Raw genomic sequence first — 17,897 nt, 5'->3', positions numbered from 1 at the left:
TTACAACCCGCCGAAGCGGCGGTCCCTCATACGAAAAGCGTCGAGTGCACGTCCCAATTCGGCGGCATCGAAGTCGGGCCAGAGCATGTCGGTAAAATAGAGTTCGGCATAGGCCGCCTGCCACAGCATGAAGTTGCTGAGCCGTTGTTCGCCCGACGTGCGGATCAGCAGGTCGAGCGGCGGTAGATCGGCGGTATCAAGCGCCGCGCCGATCGTCTCCACGCCGATCTCCTCCGCGCATATCTCGCCAAGCGCGACGCGCCGGGCGAGGTGCTGGGCCGCGCGGACCATCTCATCCTGCGCGCCATAGTTGAGCGCGATGGCGATGACCGGGCCGCTATTGGCGGCAGTACGGGTCACGGCGGCCTCGATCAGATCGACCAGCGACGGGTCGAGCACGCGATAATTGCCGATCACCCGCAGCCGGACGCCATTGGCGTGAAATTCGTCCAGATCCGCCTGGATGAAGTGGCGCAGCAGGCCCATCAGGTCGGCCACTTCGCTGGGTGGACGCTTCCAGTTCTCGGACGAGAAAGCGTAGAGCGTCAGGCATTCCAGCCCCATGTCGCGGGCCGCGCGCGCGACCCGGCGCACCGCTTCCACCCCGGCGCGATGGCCGGCGATGCGCGGAAGAAGGCGCTTCTTGGCCCAGCGTCCATTGCCATCCATGATGATGGCGACATGGCGTGCGCCATGCGCAGGCGCGGTGCTGGTCAGGTCGGGCTTGGCTTGCGTGGCCATCAGGTCAGGATGCGGGCAATGGCCACAAAAGGAAAGCCCCGGCTTACTGGCCGAGGATTTCCTTTTCCTTCGATGCCGATGCCGCGTCGATATCGGCAATGATGCTGTCGGTCAGCTTCTGGACTTCGGTTTCCAGGCGCTTGCGCTCGTCCTCGCTGATTTCGCCCTTCTTTTCATCGGCTTTCAGGCTGTCCATGCCATCGCGACGCACATTGCGTACAGCGATGCGTGCACCCTCGGCATATTTGCTGGCGAGCTTGGCCAGTTCCTTGCGCCGGTCTTCGGTCAGGTCGGGGATCGGCAGGCGCAATGTCTGACCATCGGTGATGGGATTGAGGCCAAGGCCTGCCGAACGGATCGCCTTGTCGACTGGGCCGACATTGGTCTTGTCCCACACCTGGACCGACAGCATGCGCGGTTCGGGGGCGGATACGGTGGCCACCTGATTGAGCGGCATGGATGCGCCATAAACGGTGACCATGACCGGATCGAGCAGCATCACATTGGCACGTCCGGTACGCAGGCCGGACAAATCGCCACGCAGCGATTCGACGGCACCCGCCATGCGGCGTTCCAGATCGGATTTGTCATATTGGGCCATGATGTCAGCGCTCCTGATTATGCACGATCGTCGCCACGCCCTGCCCCGCCAACACTGTCGCCAGGTTGCCGGTTTCGCGGATGTTGAACACGACGATGGGAATATTGTTTTCGCGGCAAAGGGCAATGGCGCTTGCGTCCATAACCTTTAGGTTATCGGTCAGCACCTGGTCGAAGCTGATCTCGTCATAGCGGGTCGCGTCGGCCACCTTCTTGGGGTCGGCATTATAGACGCCATCGACACTGGTGCCCTTGAAGATCGCGTCGCAATTCATTTCGGCGGCCCGCAGGGCGGCGGTCGTGTCGGTCGTGAAGAAGGGGTTGCCGGTGCCCGCCGCGAAGATGACGATCCGGCCCTTTTCCATATGCCGCACCGCCTTGCGCCGGATATAGGGTTCGCACACCGACGCCATCGGGATCGCCGACTGGACGCGGGTATCATAGCCGAGCTTTTCCAGCGCATTCTGCACCGCCAGCGCGTTCATGACCGTGGCCAGCATGCCCATATAATCGGCACTGGTCCGGTCGAACCCCTTGGCCGCGCCCGCAAGGCCGCGGAAGATGTTGCCGCCGCCCACGACGACGCACAGCTCGAATCCCGCATCACGCGCCGCCGCAATCTCGCCTGCGACACGATTGACGGTTTCCGGTTCGATGCCGAACTGCCCCTGCCCCATCAGGACTTCACCGGACAATTTCAACAGGATGCGCTTGTAGGCAGGCCGGGTCATAGGCGGTGGGGAGTCCATGTTGCTAGCGGAAAGGCCAGCGATCATTAGTCAGCCCAGCGCCCAATGCCAAGGGGCGTTTGTCGTCAAATATCGCGCCGCGCCGCGGGATGACCTTCGCCGTCCCGTGGCTGCCATCATCCCGATACGCGATAGTTGGTTCGCCCTTCCCCCTAAAGCGACGCCATCAACAAGGATGATCGGGCAGACAGGGTGGTGCGCTACCGCCCGGTGGCCGTTTGCCTCCCCGCGACGGAGGCCGCAATTCGCCCATGGTCAGCCAGCCATCATGATTGGCATCGGCCGCATCGAACCGTTTGCCCTGATAAGCGAGCAATTCTTCGAGCGAGAGCCCGGCGTCATAATTGCTGTTGGCGTTGGTAATCAGGCCGACGCTGAGCGGTTCGATGAGCGCGGCGAGCCCCATGCTGCCAGGGTCATCGCCGACATCGGGCAAAAGGACTTCGGCGATCGGGCCGCCCCGGTCCCCGGTCCCGGCCACTTCCGACGAGGCCGCCGAACCCATTTGCCGCTGCCAGGCGACGAATTCCTCATAGCTCAGCGCGCCATTATGATTGCTGTCGATCTTGGTGAAGCGCGCACGAATGAGGGTCTCGCGCCGGGCATCGAACAGACTACGCAATTCGTCGATCGTGATCATGCCATCGCGGTTGACGTCGCCCTCCCGGAACATCGCCGTCACGACCTTGTCGAATTGCGCGCGCTTGATCGGCTTGGGCGGCGTAGGTCGGCGCGGACCGCCCATATTGCCGGGCGGTCCGCCACCGCCAGCGCCGCCGCCCTGCATATCGCCACCCATCCCGCCCTGCGCCAGCACGGGGGCGGTCCATAATAGCAGCGACGCTAGCGCGCCGGACAATATTTTGCGCATCGACAATGCAAACTCCGCCAAAGTCGGAAACAGGCGAGTGGATAGCCATCCGACCGCGCACGCCCCCGAAGCCACGTCTGGGGCAAAGACGGCACGGTGATGCCAATTCCGTAGGCGGGAATACTGTTCAACGGTGCCTATCGCCCGATGCGACGCTCGCCAAAAAAAAGAGCGCCCAGTAGGGCGCTCTTTTCATTGCCTCAAGCTGTACGCCCGTATGTCAGACGCCAGCGGCAGCCGCGACTTCCGCCGCGAAGTCGCTGACTTCCTTTTCGATGCCTTCGCCAAGCTGGAAGCGGACATAGCCCTTGAGGCTGATCGACGCGCCGGCTTCCTTGGCAGCCTTGGCAACGACGTCGGCGACCGGGGTCTTGTTGTCCATCACGAACAACTGCGAGAGCAGGGCATTTTCCTTGGCGAACTTGGCCACCGCGCCGTCGACCATCTTGGCGACGATCTCGGCGGGCTTGCCCGATTCGGCGGCCTTTTCCGCAGCGATCGCGCGCTCTCGCTCCAGCAGCGACGGATCAATGTCCGACGCGGCCAGCGCCAGCGGGAAGGCAGCGGCGATGTGCATCGCGATCTGCTTGCCCAAAGGCTCCATTACGTCAGCCGAAGCATCGCCTTCCAGCGCGACCAGCACGCCGATCTTGCCCAGGCCCGGTGCCGCAGCATTGTGGACGTAGGGCACGACGACGCCCTGGCTCACTTCGACATGGCCGACGCGGCGAACGGTCTGGTTCTCGCCGATGGTGGCGATGTTGGCGACCAGCTTTTCAGCGACGGTGCCGCCCGATGGATAGGCAGCGGCCGACAGCGCTTCGGCGTCGGCAGCGCCGGTTTCGAGCGCGATCGTCGAAACGGTGCGGACGAAATCCTGGAACTGTTCGTTCTTGGCGACGAAGTCGGTTTCGCTGTTCACTTCGACAGCAACGCCCTTGGTCCCGGCGACAGCAACGCCGACCAGACCTTCGGCCGCGGTGCGGCTCGACTTCTTCTGCGCTGCGGCCAGGCCCTTGGCGCGCAGCCAATCGGTTGCCGCTTCGATGTCGCCATTGGCTTCGGTGAGCGCCTTCTTGCAATCCATCATGCCCGCGCCCGAACGGTCGCGAAGTTCCTTGACGGAAGCGGCGGTAATATCGGCCATGTTTCGGCTCCTAAATCAGTGTGGTTCAAATATGCGGCAGGGCGCGTCTCTGAAAGAGCGCGCCCTAGCCTGTCATTCTTTCAGTTGCGCGACGCTCTTAGGCTTCGGCGACAACCTCTTCCGCCATCGGCTCGTCCATCGCGCCGAGGTCGACGCCCGAAGCCTGCTGCGCACCACGGTTGCCCTTGGTCGCGGCGGCCGCAATGGCGTCGCAATAGAGGCGGATCGCGCGGCTGGCGTCGTCGTTCGCGGGAACCGGGAAAGCGATGCCGTCGGGCGAGACGTTCGAATCGAGGATCGCGACGACCGGGATACCCAGCGTGTTGGCTTCCTTGATCGCCAGTTCTTCCTTGTTCGCGTCGATCACGAACATGACATCGGGAATGCCGCCCATGTCGCGAATGCCGCCAAGCGACATTTCGAGCTTCTCATGCTCGCGCGTCATCTGAAGCACTTCCTTCTTGGTCAGGCCGTGGGTGTCACCCTGCAGCTTTTCCTCAAGGGTCTTCAAACGCTTTATCGAACCGGAGATCGTCTTCCAGTTGGTGAGCATGCCGCCCAGCCAGCGATGGTTGACGAAATGCTGGCCGGACTTGCGGGCAGCTTCAGCGATCGGGTCCTGCGCCTGGCGCTTGGTGCCGACGAACAGCACCTTGCCACCGGCGGCAACCGTACCCGACACGAAATCGAGCGCGCGGCCGAACAGGGGCACGGTCTGCGACAGGTCAAGAATGTGGATGCCGTTGCGCTCGCCGAAGATATACGGCTTCATGCGCGGATTCCAGCGATGGGTCTGGTGGCCGAAATGCGCGCCAGCGTCGATCAATTGGTGCATGGTGACAACAGGAGCCGCCATAAGATAATCTCCTTCCGGTTAATGCCTCTGGGAATCGGGAACCGCAGAGAGCCTGAAAGGCCGCTGCCAGCACCGGATATGATGATTCCCATGTGGAATGAGGCGCGCCTTTAACGCCGCAGAAAATAATGTGCAAGGCTTGACTTGCGCCGCAAACCGGAACATAAAGTGAACAAACGGAACAAAGGCGGTTCGCTGCCGTTGAAACCGTCATAGTGAGGCCAGCCGTGCAAATGGCAAGATGGAAAGTGACGTTGATGTTCACATTCGTTGCAGCGACCCTGTTTCTTGGCGCATTCCTGATGGCCGTGGGAACCATCGCATGGATGTTCCTACTCTATCATGACAAGATGATCGCCGCGCTCCAGTTCGAGCCGATCCCCCACACGCCTGTTTACCATGTGCGTATCCGTCGCCCCCGCGCCGCCGATGCAGGTCGCGTTGCAGCCGTCCGAGTACCGAACGGCGTTTTCGCCGCCTGATCGTTTTTTCAGGCAGTCGTTGGCGGTTTCGCCTCGCGAGTCCGCACGACCTTGGCATAGGAGATGATGCCGATCGGGATCAGGGCCACATAGACGGCGCAGAGCAACAGCAGCGTCAGCCAGGGATCGGTGACCAGCAACGCCGCCAGCAGCCCGGCAAAGGCAATGACTTCCAATCGGATGCGCTTGCGCAACCGCAGCGCCGACCAGCTATAGGTCGCAATGTTGGAGATCATCAGGAAAGCAACGAACGCTGTCCAGGGTGCCACGACATACCAGGCGCGGAACAGATCCTCGCCCGTCACGAGCCACAGATAGAGCGGCACGAAGGATAGCCCTGCCCCGGCCGGTGCGGGAACGCCGGTCATGAAGCCTGCGGATTTATGCGGCTGTTGCTCCGCGTCGATGTTGGCATTGAACCGCGCCAGGCGCAGCGCGCAGGACAAGGCGTGGGCCAGCGCGAAGATCCAGCCAAATTTCGGCATGGCATGCAGCGACCAGAGATAGAGGATCAAGGCCGGCGCGACGCCGAATGCGATCGAATCGGACAGCGAATCCAGTTCCGCGCCGAATCGGCTTTCGCCGCGCAGCATCCGGGCGATCCGGCCATCCAGTCCGTCCAGCACCCCTGCAAAGATGATTGACAGGACCGCCCGCTCCCAATCGCCCGATATGCCATAGCGCACGCCGGTCAGGCCGAAGCACAAGGCCATCGCCGTCACGGCATTGGGGGCGAGCATACGCAACGTAATGCCTCGCCGCATGCCCTGCGGCACGGCGCGCCGCCGCCTCATTGCTGAATACCGGCGACGACCCGGCGATCACCCATTTGCCCAAGGATGGTTTCCCCGGCGATGGTGCGTTGGCCCAGGATCACGCGCGGCGCGGTTCCGGCGGGCAGGTAGACATCGACCCGGCTGCCAAAGCGGATGAGGCCGATGCGCTGCCCCGCCGCGACCATGTCGCCGGGCTTGACGAACGGCACGATCCGGCGCGCCACCAGGCCCGCAATCTGGGTAAAGCCGATGCGCACGCCGTCATGGCGTTCGACCAATATATGCTGACGCTCATTATCCTCGCTCGCCTTGTCGAGATCGGCATTGAGGAACTTGCCCGAAATATAGACGACCGACTTGATCGTGCCGCCAATTGGCGTGCGATTGATGTGGACGTCGAACACGCTCATGAAAATCGACACGCGGATCATCGGTTGGTCACCAAGGCCATCGACGCCCGCCATTTCGCGCGGCGGCGGCACCCGCTGGATCAACGTCACCAATCCATCGGCGGGCGCAATGATCGCGCCCTCATCCTGTGGCACGGCGCGCACCGGATCGCGGAAGAAGGCGAAGACCCAGATCGTCACCATCAGCATCAGCCATCCCAGCACCTCCCATCCCAGCAGGAACAGAATGGCGGTGATCGCAACCGCGATCAGGCCGAATTTCATCCCCTCCGGGTGGACCGAAGGAAAGCGCCATTTGACATTGCCGCCAGCGGCGATCGTGATTTCGTTATTGTCCATGGCCACCATCTTTAGGGAGAGAGCTTCTTCCTGACAACGGCCGATCCCGGCGAAGGCTCCGGGCTGTCACATAACTTAAGCCTGCGCAGTTGAACATTCCGCCCGCTTTGCCTAGGGCGATTGCCAAATCCACCCACGATGAAGAAGGCGAACAGGCGCATGGCGAAGATCAAGGTGAAGAACCCGGTCGTAGAGATTGACGGCGATGAAATGACCCGGATCATCTGGGAATGGATCCGCGAGCGGCTGATCCTTCCTTATCTCGACATCGACCTCAAATATTATGACCTGTCCGTTCAGAAGCGCGATGAGACGAACGACCAGATTACGGTCGATTGCGCCAATGCGATCAAGCAATATGGCGTTGGCGTGAAGTGCGCCACCATCACCCCTGACGAACAGCGCGTCGAGGAATTCAACCTCAAGTCGATGTGGAAGTCGCCCAACGGCACGATCCGCAACATCCTGGGCGGCGTCGTGTTCCGCGAGCCCATCGTCATCAAGAACGTGCCCCGTCTGGTCCCCGGCTGGACCGACCCGATCGTCATCGGCCGCCATGCCTTTGGCGACCAGTATAAGGCGACCGACTTCCTGGTCCCCGGCCCCGGCAAGCTGCGTCTGATCTGGGACGGCGAAAATGGCGAGAAGATCGAAAAGGAAGTGTTCGACTTCCCCAGCCCCGGCGTCGCCATGGGCATGTATAACCTCGACGATTCGATCCGCGATTTCGCCAAGGCGAGCATGAACTATGCGCTCGATCGCGGATGGCCGCTGTACCTTTCGACCAAGAACACCATCCTCAAGGCCTATGACGGCCGCTTCAAGGATCTGTTCCAGGAAGTGTTTGACGCCGAATTCGCCGACAAGTTCAAGGCGGCGGGCATTGTCTATGAGCATCGCCTGATCGACGACATGGTCGCGTCCGCGCTCAAGTGGAGCGGCAAGTTCGTCTGGGCTTGCAAAAATTACGACGGCGACGTCCAGTCGGACACCGTCGCGCAGGGCTTCGGTTCGCTCGGCCTCATGACCTCGGTCCTGCTCTCGCCCGATGGCAAGACGGTGGAAGCCGAAGCGGCGCATGGCACCGTGACCCGCCACTATCGCCAGCATCAGCAGGGCAAGGCGACCTCGACCAACCCGATCGCGTCGATCTTCGCCTGGACGCAGGGCCTGTCCTTCCGCGGCAAGTTCGACGGTACGCCCGAAGTCACCAAATTCGCCGAAACGCTGGAGCGCGTCTGCATCAAGACCGTCGAAGACGGCGCGATGACCAAGGATCTGGCGCTGCTGATCGGTCCGGAACAGGCGTGGATGACGACGGAACAGTTCTTCGAACAGATCCGCGTCAATCTGGAAGCCGAAATGGGTAAGTGGAACTGATAGGCGTCTGACGCTTTCAGTACGGAAACGGAGTAAGGCGGTGCCGATTATCGGTGCCGCCTTTTCCATAGCCATCGCGCCGAGGGAAGAAAGCCATGACGACAGCCACTCAGAAACGCCTTGAGGTACGCCCGGCGGTGCCGACCGACGTGCGCGCGATCCTGCGGCTCATCGCCCGCGTCTATCCGGGCCTGCCCAACTATTCCCCCGCCACCGTGCGCGGCCAGATCAACAATTTCCCCGATGGCTGTTTCGTCGCGCTCTATGACAATAAGGTCGTGGGCTATTGCGCGACCATGCGGGTCAGCAAGGGCATGGCCTTTTCTTGGCATGACTGGGAAGAGATCACCGCCAACGGCTTTGGTACGCGCCACAGCGCGGCGGGCGAATGGCTCTATGGCTATGAGATGGCGGTGGACCCGAAGCTACGCGGGTTGCGGATCGGCCAGCGCCTCTATGACGAGCGCAAGGAACTGGCCGAGCAGCTTGACCTGCATGGCATCGTCATTGCCGGCCGGATGCCGGGCTATCTGCGCGCAAAGCGCAAGGTGGAGAGTCCAAAGGATTATCTGGACAAGGTCGTCCAGGGCAAGATCCGCGATCAGGTCGTCAGCTTCCAGCTCAAAAACCAGTTCGAGCCGCTGGGCGTGCTGGAAAATTATCTGCCCGAAGACAAGCAGTCCGACGGCCACGCCGCACATCTGGTCTGGCGCAACCCCTATGTCGATCCCGACGAAGCGCCCGAAATGCGGGTGCCGCGCGGCGTCGAGAGCGTTCGTCTGGCCACCTGCCAGTTGCAGGCGCGCGCGGTCGAGGATTTCGAGGGCTTTGTCCGTAACATCGAATATTTTGTCGATGTCGCAGCGGATTATCGCTCCGACTTCATCGTCTTCCCTGAGCTTTTCACCCTGCCCCTGCTGTCGTTCGAGACCAAGAAGCTCAATCCGATGGAGGCGATCGACAAGCTCACCAGCTATACCCCGCGCCTGACCAAGGAACTGACGCGGATGGCGTTGCAATATAATATCAATATCATCGGCGGCTCCCACCCGACCCGTGCAGACGATGGCGATATCCAGAATATCGCCTATGTCGCGCTGCGCGATGGGTCCGTCCACACGCAGGAGAAGATCCACCCCACCCCCAATGAATCCTTCTGGTGGAACATCAAGGGTGGCGATTCGCTCGACGTGATCCAGACCGACTGCGGGCCGATCGGCGTGCTGATCTGCTATGATAGCGAGTTTCCCGAACTCGCCCGCCGCCTGGTCGATCAGGGCGCGCGGATCATCTTCGTGCCCTTCTGTACCGATTCGCGGCTTGGCTATATGCGGGTGCGTTATTGCGCGCAGGCCCGCGCGATCGAAAATCAATGCTATGTCGTGATGTCGGGCAATGTCGGCAATCTGCCCAATGTCGACAATATGGACATTCAATATGCCCAGAGCGCGATCCTGACGCCGTGCGACCTGCCCTTCGCGCGAGACGGCATTGCGGCGGAATCGACCGAGAATGTCGAAACACTGACGATGGCGGATGTGAACCTGGCGGATTTGAGCTGGGCGCGGGCGGAAGGGACGGTCCGCAATCTGCGCGACCGGCGCTTCGATCTTTATCATATCGAATGGGACAGTCATCCCGACCATGGCCATGCGCCGAGCGGCGGCCCCGTTCCTGCTGGCGGCCATAATTCGCCGGGCGGCGGCTGACGCGGTCAGGCGGCGACCGGCTCCAGCAGCCGGTCGCGCGTTGCCAGCAGTTCTTCCAGCGGCGGCTGATCCGCGCCGCGCGGGGCGCTGGCCATCGCGCGATCGAGCCGTTCACGCGACTCTATCTGCATGTCCGGCAGCGCCCCGGCAATGGCGACCATGTCGTCCATCCGCCCCCAGCAGTTGAGCGCGAGGTCGCACCCGGCCGCCACGACGCCAGCCGCCAGTTCCGCGATGCTGCCATCCAGCGCCTTCATGTCGAGATCATCGGACATCAGCAGCCCGTCAAAGCCGATCGAATCTCGGATGATCTCGCCGATTACTTTGGACGAGAGGCTGGCAGGCTGTTCGGCATCCCAGGCAGTGTAGACGACATGCGCGGTCATCCCCATCGGTGCCCAGTTGAGCGTGCGGAACGGGCCAAGGTCGGTTTCCAGCGCATTGAGGTCGGCCTTCACCACCGGCAGTTCCAGATGGCTGTCGACCAAGGCGCGACCATGCCCCGGCATATGTTTGACGATGCCGACCACGCCGCCCTGCGCCAGCCCCTCCAGCGTCGCGCGGCCCAGCGCCGCCACCCGCATCGGTTCGGCCCCCAGCGTCCGATCGCCCATGATGTCGCTCGCGCCATCCTGCCGCACGTCGAGCAACGGCAGCGCATCGACGGTAATGCCGACTTCGGCGAGCGTCAGAGCAATAGCATGAGCATTGGCCCGCGCCGCCGCAATCGCGCTCGACGGCGCGACGTCATAGAGGCGATCGAACACGGCGCCGGGTGGAAAGGCTGGCCAGACCGGCGGGGCCATCCGCGCCACGCGACCGCCTTCCTGATCGATCATGATCAGCAGATCGTCGCGCCCATGCAAGGCGCGCAGATCGTCGGTCAGCGCGCGCAACTGCGCCCGATCGGCGATGTTGCGCTTGAACAATATATAGCCTGCGGGCTGCGCCTCGGCAAAGAAGGCGCGCTCGTCAGGAGTCAGGTTTGGCCCGGACAGGCCGAAAATAACAGGCTTCATGGCATCGACGGTAACGATGTGCGGCCCTTCTGTCGAAGGGCTTTATCCGATCCTAATTCACCATCAGGCAGCTTTCGCCCGCCACCTTGAGCTTGCCGCAAATGACGCTCGCCTGCCCGCCCGCGCTGACGCGCAGGCGATAGACGGTGCCGCCGCCGACCTGGGCCGGTTCGACGGTCATGGCAAGCGGCGCGAGATAGGCGAAGCGCTTGGACAAGCGGCTCCAGGCATCCTTGGCGCCCGCCGCGCTGCCATAGGCGCCCAGCTGAATCATCGCCCCGCCGCTAGCCGCTTTGGTGGCGGCAACGGGCGTGTCGCTAGTACCGTCTGTCACGGGCGCGGAAACGCTTTGCGCAGGCTTGACCGGCACGACCGGCTTGGTGCCCGTAGGCGCGGGCGTGCCTTTGGCCATGGGCGTTTCGGGCACGCGGCTGGGGTCGATTCGCCCGTCGCGTGCGACGCCCTCGCTCGCAGCGAAGCTGGCATCGCCCTCGCCATCGAACTTGCGCGCGTCGGCTTCGTTGGCGGCGATCTTATAACCCTGCGACGGTGCGGCGATCAGTTGCCCTTCGCCAGCCGGATCACCAGCGCCGCGATTTTGCACCCACCAAACACCGGCCACGACCGCACCGACCAGCATGAGGCCAAGCAGGATCAGACCGAGCAGGCGAAGCGGCGAGAGATTTTCCGGTTCCGTATCGTCGATAGCAGGCTCCAGCCAGGGCAGCCGGTCCTCATCGTCGAAATCGAGTCGACCGCGCCCATAGTCGCTCATCGTCACTTCACTCCGCTTTCATTCACTGCATTTCGGTCAGTGCGACCACACCCATCAGGGCCAGGCCGTTGCGGATAATCTGCCCTATTCCCTGCGCGAGGGAAAGCCGTGCCGCCGTCATCGCCGGATCGTCGGCCAGGATCACCCGCGCGCGCGGATCATCATTGCCCATATTCCACCAACCATGGAAGGCGGAGGCCAAGTCATTGAGATAAAAGGCAATACGGTGCGGTTCGCGCATCTGCGCCGCCCCTTCGACAACGCGCGGGAATTGCGCGGCGAGCTTTACCAGCCCCAATTCGGCCGTCCCAAGAAGGGACAGGTCGGCTGCAGGCAGCGCAATCCCCGCCTCCTGCGTCCGCCGTCCGAGCGAGGAAATGCGCGCATGGGCATATTGGACATAGAAAACCGGATTGTCCTTCGACGCTTCGACCACCTTGGCGAAGTCGAAATCCATCTGCGCGTCAGCCTTGCGCGTCAGCATGGTGAAGCGGACGACATCCTTGCCGACTTCACCCACGACATCGGCGAGCGTCACGAAATTGCCCGCGCGCTTGGACATCTTCACCGGCTCGCCATCGCGCAGCAGGCGGACCATCTGGATGAGCTTGACGTCGAAGCGCGCCTTGCCCTCCGTCAGCGCTGCGACGGCCGCCTGGATGCGCTTGACGGTGCCAGCATGATCCGCGCCCCAAATGTCGATCAACTGGTCGGCAGACTGCGCCTTCTGATAATGATAGGCCATGTCGGCGCCGAAATAGGTCCATGACCCATTCGACTTCTTGATCGGCCGATCCTGATCGTCGCCGAATTTCGTCGAGCGGAACAGCGGCAGTTCGACCGGCTCCCAATCGTCGGGCAGTTCGCCCTTGGGCGCTTCCAGCACGCCGTCATAGACCAGATCCTGCGCGCGCAGCCACGCTTCGGCTTGTTCGGGCTTGCCCGCCGCCTGCAATTCCGCTTCGGACGAGAAGATGTCGTGATGGATGCCGAGCAGCGCCAAGTCGGCGCGGATCATATCCATCATCTTGGCCACGGCGAAGGTGCGGAAGGTCACCAGCCAGTCACCTTCCGGCGCGTCCACGAACCGATCGCCATATTCCGCGGCCAATGCCTGTCCCACCGGCACGAGATAATCGCCGGGATACAGGCCTTCGGGAATGGCGATCGTTTCGCCCAGCGCCTCGCGATAGCGCAGGTGCGCCGAGCGGGCGAGGACATCGACCTGCCCGCCTGCATCGTTGATATAATATTCGCGGATCACCTTATGTCCGGCATATTCCAGCAGCGTGGCGAGCGCATCGCCCACCACCGCGCCGCGGCAATGGCCCATATGCATTGGCCCAGTCGGGTTGGCGGAGACATATTCGATATTGACTGTGATGCCCTGCCCAACAACGGACCGGCCATAATCGTCACTTTCGGTCTGGATCGCCGCCAGTTCCGCGCGCCATGTCGCATCGGTCAGCGTCAGGTTGATGAAGCCCGGCCCGGCGATCGAGGCGCTTTCCACCTCTTCGAGCGCTTGCAGCTTCGCAACAATCGCTTCGGCCAGCGCGCGCGGATTGGTGCCCGCAGGCTTGGCCAGCACCATCGCCGCATTGGTCGCCATGTCGCCATGGCTGGGGTCGCGCGGCGGCTCGACCGTTACCGGCTTGCGGTTGAGGCCAGCGGGCAAAACGCCGTCCGCCTCCAGCGCGTCCAGCACGGCGTCGAGATGAGCGGTAAAACGGGTGTAAAGGGACACGGGACGAAACTTTCCTACAAGTTCCGTTCGCCCTGAGCCTGTCGAAGGGCTGCTCTTGTCTTCAAGACGCGCAGGGCTTCGACTTGTCTCAGCCCGAACGGATGAATGGGCCGACTCTTAACGGGTCGCGTTATATCGCAGTTGGTCCTGGGTCAGGTTGAACCCGACCAGCAGTTCGAAGCTGGTTCGCAGCAGCGCCGCCTTGACGTCGGGCTGGGCGAAAGGATCGATCGCGGCGTCGGCGTCGCCCGCCTTGCGCTTCTGGACAATCTTCGCCTGGATGTCCGCCGGCAGCGTGGCCGAGGACTTTTCGACATAGGATGCGGCCTTCGCCTGCGCGCTGGCGCGATAGTCGCCGGGCGCGAAATTGAGCGTAACCTGGCCCACTCGCTTGGCGACCACGGCATTGCCGCCGCGCACCACGGCGGAATAATAAGGCAGCGTCACCTGCCGCGCCGCGCTGGCGTCGCTCCGCCGGGCGTTCACGGTGAAGGTCGCTTCGGTATAGAATTGCGCGCCGTCCGCGCAAGTCGATCGCAGGTCCGTGATGTTCGCCACCACGTCGATGGCCGAGGCATCGGTGCTGTTGGCCGGGTTGAACAGCGTGATGTCACCCGTATAGGCGGGCACCGCCGCCACCGGGCAGGCAGAGCGCACCGCGACGATACCGCCCGTCGCGTCGATTTCCCCCCGGCGCGAACATCCCGCCAGCGCCAAAGCCAGCACGGCGGTCAAGGCGATACGAGACAGACAAACGTTCCTTGGCACAGGCAGATAATCCTTGGCATGGCCCATCGGCCGAAAGCATCGCGCTTCCTTATCCATCCGCCGCCGCCCGCGCAACCGGAAGGAAGCGGCTTTCCTCGTGGCCTACATTCGCCTAAGCGCGAAGACATGACCGAGCCCACCGCCGCCCGCCCGCCAATGACCCTCCTGATCGCCGCTCCGCGCGGCTTTTGCGCCGGGGTCGACCGCGCCATCATCATCGTGGAAAAGGCGATCGAAGCCTATGGCGCGCCGGTCTATGTCCGCCATGAAATCGTCCATAACAAATATGTGGTCGACAGCCTGAAGGCGAAGGGCGCGATCTTCGTCGAGGAACTGGACCAGGTGCCCGATGGTGTGCCGGTGGTCTTTTCCGCCCATGGCGTGCCCAAGGCGGTCCCGGCCAAGGCAGAGGAACGCGGCCTGTCCTATCTCGACGCCACCTGCCCCCTGGTCAGCAAGGTGCATCGTCAGGCCGAACGGCAGGTGGAGCTTGGCCGCCATATCCTGTTCATCGGCCATAAGGGCCATCCTGAAGTCATCGGCACCTTTGGCCAGGTGCCTGACGGCTATATGACGCTCATCGAAACGGTCGAGGCCGCCGAAGCCTTTGCGCCGACCGATCCCAACAATTTGGCGTTCCTGACGCAAACCACCCTGTCGGTGGACGATACCGCCGCGATCGTCGCCGTGCTGCAACGGCGCTTTCCCGATATCGCCGCGCCCAAGGGCGAGGATATCTGCTACGCTACCTCCAACCGCCAAACATCGGTCAAGGCGATCGCGCCTCGCTGCGACGCGCTTTATGTCATCGGCGCGCCCAACAGCTCCAACTCGCTGCGACTGGTCGAGGTCGCCGAGCGCGAAGGCACCCGCGCCCGGCTGATCCAGCGCGCTGATGAAATCGACTTCGACTGGCTCGACGGCGTGACGACATTAGGCCTGACCGCAGGGGCGTCCGCACCCGAAATATTGGTGCGCGAAGTCGTGAATGGCCTCGCGGCGCGCTATGACGTGACCGAGGAGATCGTCGAAACCGCGCGCGAAAGCATCGCCTTCAAGCTGCCGCGCGGACTGGAGGCCGTCTGATCCATGGCCGTCTATACCCAGGTTCCGGCCGAAGAGATTGACGCCTTCCTCACCCGCTATGACGCAGGCCGTCTCGTTTCCGCCAAGGGGATCGCCGAAGGAGTCGAAAACAGCAATTATCTGCTCGAAACCACGGGCGTGGATGGTTCAGGGCATCGCTACATCCTGACCCTCTATGAAAAACGGGTGGATGAGGCCGACCTGCCCTTCTTCATGGACCTGCTCGATCATCTGGGCGCACGCGGCTGCCTAGTCCCCCGCTTCATCGCCGATCGAAACGGCCAGCGGTTGCAGCAACTCGCCGGACGCCCCGCCTGTCTGATCGAGTTCCTGACAGGCATATCGGTGACCGAGCCAACCCCGGCGCAAGCGCGCGCGGCGGGCCAAGCGCTCGGCGAACTGCATCGCGCGGCCGACGGCTTTGCGAGCGAGCGGCCTAACGCGCTCGACAAGGCGGGCTGGCATGACTTGGCACGCAAATGCGGCGCGGATTTCGACCAGATCGCTCCCGGCCTTGCCGCGCGGGTGGCCGATGAACTGGCCTTTCTCGACGCGCATTGGCCCGCCGATCTGCCGCGCAGCGTCATCCATGCCGACCTGTTCCCCGACAATGTGCTGATGCTGGGCGACCGGGTCACGGGCCTTATCGACTTCTACTTCAGTTGCACCGACATCCGCGCCTATGACCTGGCCATCACCCACAGCGCCTGGACGTTCAGCCATGACGGCGCGACCTTCTTTGGCGATCGGGCCGCAGCGCTGGGTGCGGGCTATGCCCAAGCGCACGGGCTGACCGATGCGGAACGCGCCGCCTTCCCGGTCCTGTGCCGGGGCGCGGCGCTGCGTTTCCTGCTGACCCGTGCCTATGACTGGATCAACACGCCGTCCGACGCGCTGGTGACGCGCAAAGACCCGCTCGCCTATCTGCGCAGGCTCGAATTCTATGCCAGCGCCGATGCAGCCGTCCTGCTCGGCGCATAACCCATGATCCGGTCGCCTCTTTCGACGCGATCGGAGGAGACAGCATGACCGACCTGCCCACCGTAGAGATTTTCACCGATGGCGCGTGCAAGGGCAATCCCGGCCCCGGCGGCTGGGGCGCGGTGCTGCGCTTTGGCGACAAGGAAAAGGAAATATCCGGTGGCGAGGCGCAGACCACCAACAACCGGATGGAGATGATGGCGGCGGTCGAGGCGCTCAATGCGCTAACCAAGCCCTGTCGCGTGACCCTCTACACCGACAGCAAATATGTGATGGACGGCATCACCAAATGGATTTTCGGCTGGCAGAAAAATGGCTGGAAAACCGCTGACCGCAAGCCAGTGAAAAATGCCGAAGTCTGGCAGCTATTGGTGCAGGCCGCCGCCCGGCATCAAGTGACCTGGCAATGGGTCAAGGGCCATGCCGGTCACCCGGAAAATGAGCGCGCCGATCAGCTCGCCTGCGCCGCGGCGGAGAGCTTCCGCCGCTGACGCCTGCCTCGCGTCAGATATCCTGCGCGATCCGCCCATATAGGTCGGGCCGCCGATCGCGGAAGAAGCCCATCCCTGCGCGATGGGTGCGCGCCTGCGCCAGGTCCAGCGTCGCCACCAACGCGCCGAAATCCTTGGCATCGCCATCGGCGATCAGGTCGCCCCATTCATCGCTGATGAAACTGTGGCCGTAGAAACGCTGGCCATCTTCCTCGCCGATGCGGTTGGCGGCGATCACCGGCATGCAATTGCTGACCGCATGGCCGATCATCGCCCGCCGCCACATACGGCTGGTGTCGAGGTCCGCATCATAAGGCTCCGATCCGATGGCGGTCGGATAAAACAGCATCTCCGCCCCCATCAGCGCCATCACCCGCGCACATTCGGGATACCATTGGTCCCAGCAAATGCCGACGCCGATGGTGCCATATCTGGTCGGCCACACTTTGAAGCCGGTATTGCCGGGGCGGAAATAATATTTCTCCTCATAGCCCGGCCCGTCGGGAATATGGCTCTTGCGATAGACGCCCATAATCTCGCCCTGATCGTCGATCATCGCGAGCGAATTATAATGATGCTGCCCGTCACGCTCGAAATAGCTGGTCGGGATATAGACGCCCAGATCCTTGGCCAGCTTGCGCATCTCCTGCACGGCCGGATGGGTATCGGTCGGCTGCGCCAGCGCGAACAGCGCTTCGTCCTCCACGCGGCAGAAATACGGCCCTTCGAACAATTCGGGCGGCAATATGATCTTCGCCCCGCGCGCGGCGGCCTTGGTCACATGCTCGGCCACCTTGGCGATATTCTCGCCCATATCGTCCGAAAAGCTGAGCTGGAGCGCGGCAACGGTTACTTTGGTCATATCGTCTGTTTCTCCGTTCGCCCTGAGCCTGTCGAAAGGCTCCACCGAGCGATAGCGAGGTGGGGTTTCAAGGACATTAATGATACGCATGGACATGAGGCAGTCCCC

General features: G+C 62.7%; 19 protein-coding genes. 6 read left to right on the top strand and 13 right to left on the bottom strand.

Annotated features, from left to right (window positions below; genetic code table 11):
* From V2I08_RS14065 to rpsB, 6 genes are all read right to left on the bottom strand, one after another.
* Positions 1-741: an isoprenyl transferase gene (locus tag V2I08_RS14065; RefSeq protein ID WP_349635683.1), complete on the bottom strand. Its 741-nt coding sequence runs from the start codon at positions 739-741 to the stop codon at positions 1-3.
* Positions 742-784: 43 nt separating this feature from the next.
* Positions 785-1,342: a ribosome recycling factor gene (gene frr, locus V2I08_RS14060; protein WP_349635682.1), complete on the bottom strand. Its 558-nt coding sequence runs from the start codon at positions 1,340-1,342 to the stop codon at positions 785-787.
* A 4-nt stretch (positions 1,343-1,346) separates the two neighbouring features.
* Positions 1,347-2,072 (bottom strand): UMP kinase, encoded by a 726-nt coding sequence (gene pyrH, locus V2I08_RS14055; protein ID WP_037472051.1) that lies wholly within the window; start codon positions 2,070-2,072, stop codon positions 1,347-1,349.
* 184 nt (positions 2,073-2,256) lie between these two features.
* Positions 2,257-2,961, bottom strand: coding sequence for an EF-hand domain-containing protein (locus V2I08_RS14050; protein WP_349635712.1), 705 nt, complete (start codon positions 2,959-2,961; stop codon positions 2,257-2,259).
* Positions 2,962-3,181: 220 nt separating this feature from the next.
* Positions 3,182-4,108 (bottom strand): translation elongation factor Ts, encoded by a 927-nt coding sequence (gene tsf / locus V2I08_RS14045; RefSeq protein WP_349635681.1) that lies wholly within the window; start codon positions 4,106-4,108, stop codon positions 3,182-3,184.
* 97 nt (positions 4,109-4,205) lie between these two features.
* On the bottom strand, positions 4,206-4,964 hold the full coding sequence (gene rpsB, locus V2I08_RS14040) for a 30S ribosomal protein S2 (RefSeq protein ID WP_043152929.1): 759 nt from the start codon (positions 4,962-4,964) through the stop codon (positions 4,206-4,208).
* Between the two features lie 257 nt (positions 4,965-5,221).
* Here rpsB and V2I08_RS14035 point away from each other — a divergent pair, with 257 nt between their 5' ends.
* A complete protein-coding gene (locus V2I08_RS14035; RefSeq protein WP_349635711.1) occupies positions 5,222-5,446 on the top strand; it encodes a hypothetical protein in 225 nt (74 codons plus the stop codon).
* Positions 5,447-5,454: 8 nt separating this feature from the next.
* Here V2I08_RS14035 and V2I08_RS14030 read toward each other — a convergent pair whose 3' ends face one another.
* Together V2I08_RS14030 and V2I08_RS14025 are read right to left on the bottom strand one after the other, a co-directional pair.
* Positions 5,455-6,240, bottom strand: coding sequence for a phosphatidylcholine/phosphatidylserine synthase (locus V2I08_RS14030; protein ID WP_349635680.1), 786 nt, complete (start codon positions 6,238-6,240; stop codon positions 5,455-5,457).
* Entirely contained in the window at positions 6,237-6,971 is a 735-nt protein-coding gene (locus V2I08_RS14025; RefSeq protein WP_349635679.1) for a phosphatidylserine decarboxylase, read from the bottom strand. Before V2I08_RS14025 ends, V2I08_RS14030 begins: the two co-directional genes overlap by 4 nt.
* A gap of 159 nt (positions 6,972-7,130) precedes the next feature.
* On the opposite strand from V2I08_RS14025, the gene V2I08_RS14020 reads away from it, so the two are divergent.
* Positions 7,131-8,351 (top strand): NADP-dependent isocitrate dehydrogenase, encoded by a 1,221-nt coding sequence (locus V2I08_RS14020; RefSeq protein ID WP_349635678.1) that lies wholly within the window; start codon positions 7,131-7,133, stop codon positions 8,349-8,351.
* A gap of 95 nt (positions 8,352-8,446) precedes the next feature.
* Positions 8,447-10,060 carry a carbon-nitrogen hydrolase family protein gene (locus tag V2I08_RS14015; protein ID WP_349635677.1) on the top strand — a complete coding sequence of 538 codons (1,614 nt, stop codon included), beginning with the start codon at positions 8,447-8,449 and terminating at the stop codon, positions 10,058-10,060.
* Positions 10,061-10,065: 5 nt separating this feature from the next.
* On the opposite strand, the gene nagZ is transcribed toward V2I08_RS14015, so the two are convergent.
* The 4 genes from nagZ to V2I08_RS13995 all read right to left on the bottom strand — a co-directional run bounded on the left by nagZ (position 10,066) and on the right by V2I08_RS13995 (position 14,426).
* Complete coding sequence (nagZ, locus tag V2I08_RS14010) at positions 10,066-11,079, bottom strand: beta-N-acetylhexosaminidase (RefSeq protein ID WP_349635676.1); 1,014 nt, start codon at positions 11,077-11,079, stop codon at positions 10,066-10,068.
* A 52-nt stretch (positions 11,080-11,131) separates the two neighbouring features.
* Positions 11,132-11,854 carry an SPOR domain-containing protein gene (locus V2I08_RS14005; RefSeq protein ID WP_349635675.1) on the bottom strand — a complete coding sequence of 241 codons (723 nt, stop codon included), beginning with the start codon at positions 11,852-11,854 and terminating at the stop codon, positions 11,132-11,134.
* A gap of 22 nt (positions 11,855-11,876) precedes the next feature.
* On the bottom strand, positions 11,877-13,601 hold the full coding sequence (gene argS, locus V2I08_RS14000) for an arginine--tRNA ligase (RefSeq protein WP_349635674.1): 1,725 nt from the start codon (positions 13,599-13,601) through the stop codon (positions 11,877-11,879).
* Positions 13,602-13,718: 117 nt separating this feature from the next.
* The gene (locus V2I08_RS13995) at positions 13,719-14,426 is read right to left on the bottom strand and encodes a hypothetical protein (RefSeq protein ID WP_349635673.1); all 708 of its coding nucleotides are present in this window, start codon (positions 14,424-14,426) and stop codon (positions 13,719-13,721) included.
* 69 nt (positions 14,427-14,495) lie between these two features.
* On the opposite strand from V2I08_RS13995, the gene ispH reads away from it, so the two are divergent.
* From ispH to rnhA, 3 genes are read left to right on the top strand one after another with little or no spacing between them, the layout of a single operon-like run.
* Complete coding sequence (gene ispH / locus V2I08_RS13990) at positions 14,496-15,455, top strand: 4-hydroxy-3-methylbut-2-enyl diphosphate reductase (protein ID WP_349635672.1); 960 nt, start codon at positions 14,496-14,498, stop codon at positions 15,453-15,455.
* Between the two features lie 3 nt (positions 15,456-15,458).
* A complete protein-coding gene (gene thrB, locus V2I08_RS13985) occupies positions 15,459-16,436 on the top strand; it encodes a homoserine kinase (RefSeq protein ID WP_349635671.1) in 978 nt (325 codons plus the stop codon).
* 44 nt (positions 16,437-16,480) lie between these two features.
* Positions 16,481-16,927, top strand: a complete 447-nt coding sequence (rnhA, locus tag V2I08_RS13980; RefSeq protein WP_349635670.1) for a ribonuclease HI — start codon at positions 16,481-16,483, stop codon at positions 16,925-16,927.
* 13 nt (positions 16,928-16,940) lie between these two features.
* Here the strand turns inward: rnhA and aguB are convergent, their stop codons facing one another.
* The gene (aguB, locus tag V2I08_RS13975) at positions 16,941-17,789 is read right to left on the bottom strand and encodes an N-carbamoylputrescine amidase (protein WP_349635669.1); all 849 of its coding nucleotides are present in this window, start codon (positions 17,787-17,789) and stop codon (positions 16,941-16,943) included.
* Positions 17,790-17,897: the final 108 nt, after the last annotated feature.

The organism is Sphingobium sp. MK2, assembly GCF_040170545.1.
Lineage (GTDB): Bacteria > Pseudomonadota > Alphaproteobacteria > Sphingomonadales > Sphingomonadaceae > Sphingobium.
Note: the sequence above shows the minus strand (reverse complement) of the source record. Positions and strands in the feature narration are given on the sequence as shown.

Coding starts and splice junctions, on each gene's coding strand:
- thrB (WP_349635671.1), top strand. CDS start 15,459: ATGGCCGTCTATACCCAGGTTCCGGCCGAAGAGATTGACGCCTTCCTC.
- pyrH (WP_037472051.1), bottom strand. CDS start 2,072: ATGACCCGGCCTGCCTACAAGCGCATCCTGTTGAAATTGTCCGGTGAA.
- nagZ (WP_349635676.1), bottom strand. CDS start 11,079: ATGAAGCCTGTTATTTTCGGCCTGTCCGGGCCAAACCTGACTCCTGAC.
- ispH (WP_349635672.1), top strand. CDS start 14,496: ATGACCGAGCCCACCGCCGCCCGCCCGCCAATGACCCTCCTGATCGCC.
- V2I08_RS14035 (WP_349635711.1), top strand. CDS start 5,222: ATGTTCACATTCGTTGCAGCGACCCTGTTTCTTGGCGCATTCCTGATG.
- frr (WP_349635682.1), bottom strand. CDS start 1,342: ATGGCCCAATATGACAAATCCGATCTGGAACGCCGCATGGCGGGTGCC.
- V2I08_RS14020 (WP_349635678.1), top strand. CDS start 7,131: ATGGCGAAGATCAAGGTGAAGAACCCGGTCGTAGAGATTGACGGCGAT.
- V2I08_RS14005 (WP_349635675.1), bottom strand. CDS start 11,854: ATGAGCGACTATGGGCGCGGTCGACTCGATTTCGACGATGAGGACCGG.
- tsf (WP_349635681.1), bottom strand. CDS start 4,108: ATGGCCGATATTACCGCCGCTTCCGTCAAGGAACTTCGCGACCGTTCG.
- aguB (WP_349635669.1), bottom strand. CDS start 17,789: ATGACCAAAGTAACCGTTGCCGCGCTCCAGCTCAGCTTTTCGGACGAT.
- rnhA (WP_349635670.1), top strand. CDS start 16,481: ATGACCGACCTGCCCACCGTAGAGATTTTCACCGATGGCGCGTGCAAG.
- V2I08_RS14015 (WP_349635677.1), top strand. CDS start 8,447: ATGACGACAGCCACTCAGAAACGCCTTGAGGTACGCCCGGCGGTGCCG.
- V2I08_RS14025 (WP_349635679.1), bottom strand. CDS start 6,971: ATGGACAATAACGAAATCACGATCGCCGCTGGCGGCAATGTCAAATGG.
- rpsB (WP_043152929.1), bottom strand. CDS start 4,964: ATGGCGGCTCCTGTTGTCACCATGCACCAATTGATCGACGCTGGCGCG.
- V2I08_RS13995 (WP_349635673.1), bottom strand. CDS start 14,426: ATGGATAAGGAAGCGCGATGCTTTCGGCCGATGGGCCATGCCAAGGAT.
- V2I08_RS14030 (WP_349635680.1), bottom strand. CDS start 6,240: ATGAGGCGGCGGCGCGCCGTGCCGCAGGGCATGCGGCGAGGCATTACG.
- V2I08_RS14065 (WP_349635683.1), bottom strand. CDS start 741: ATGGCCACGCAAGCCAAGCCCGACCTGACCAGCACCGCGCCTGCGCAT.
- V2I08_RS14050 (WP_349635712.1), bottom strand. CDS start 2,961: ATGCGCAAAATATTGTCCGGCGCGCTAGCGTCGCTGCTATTATGGACC.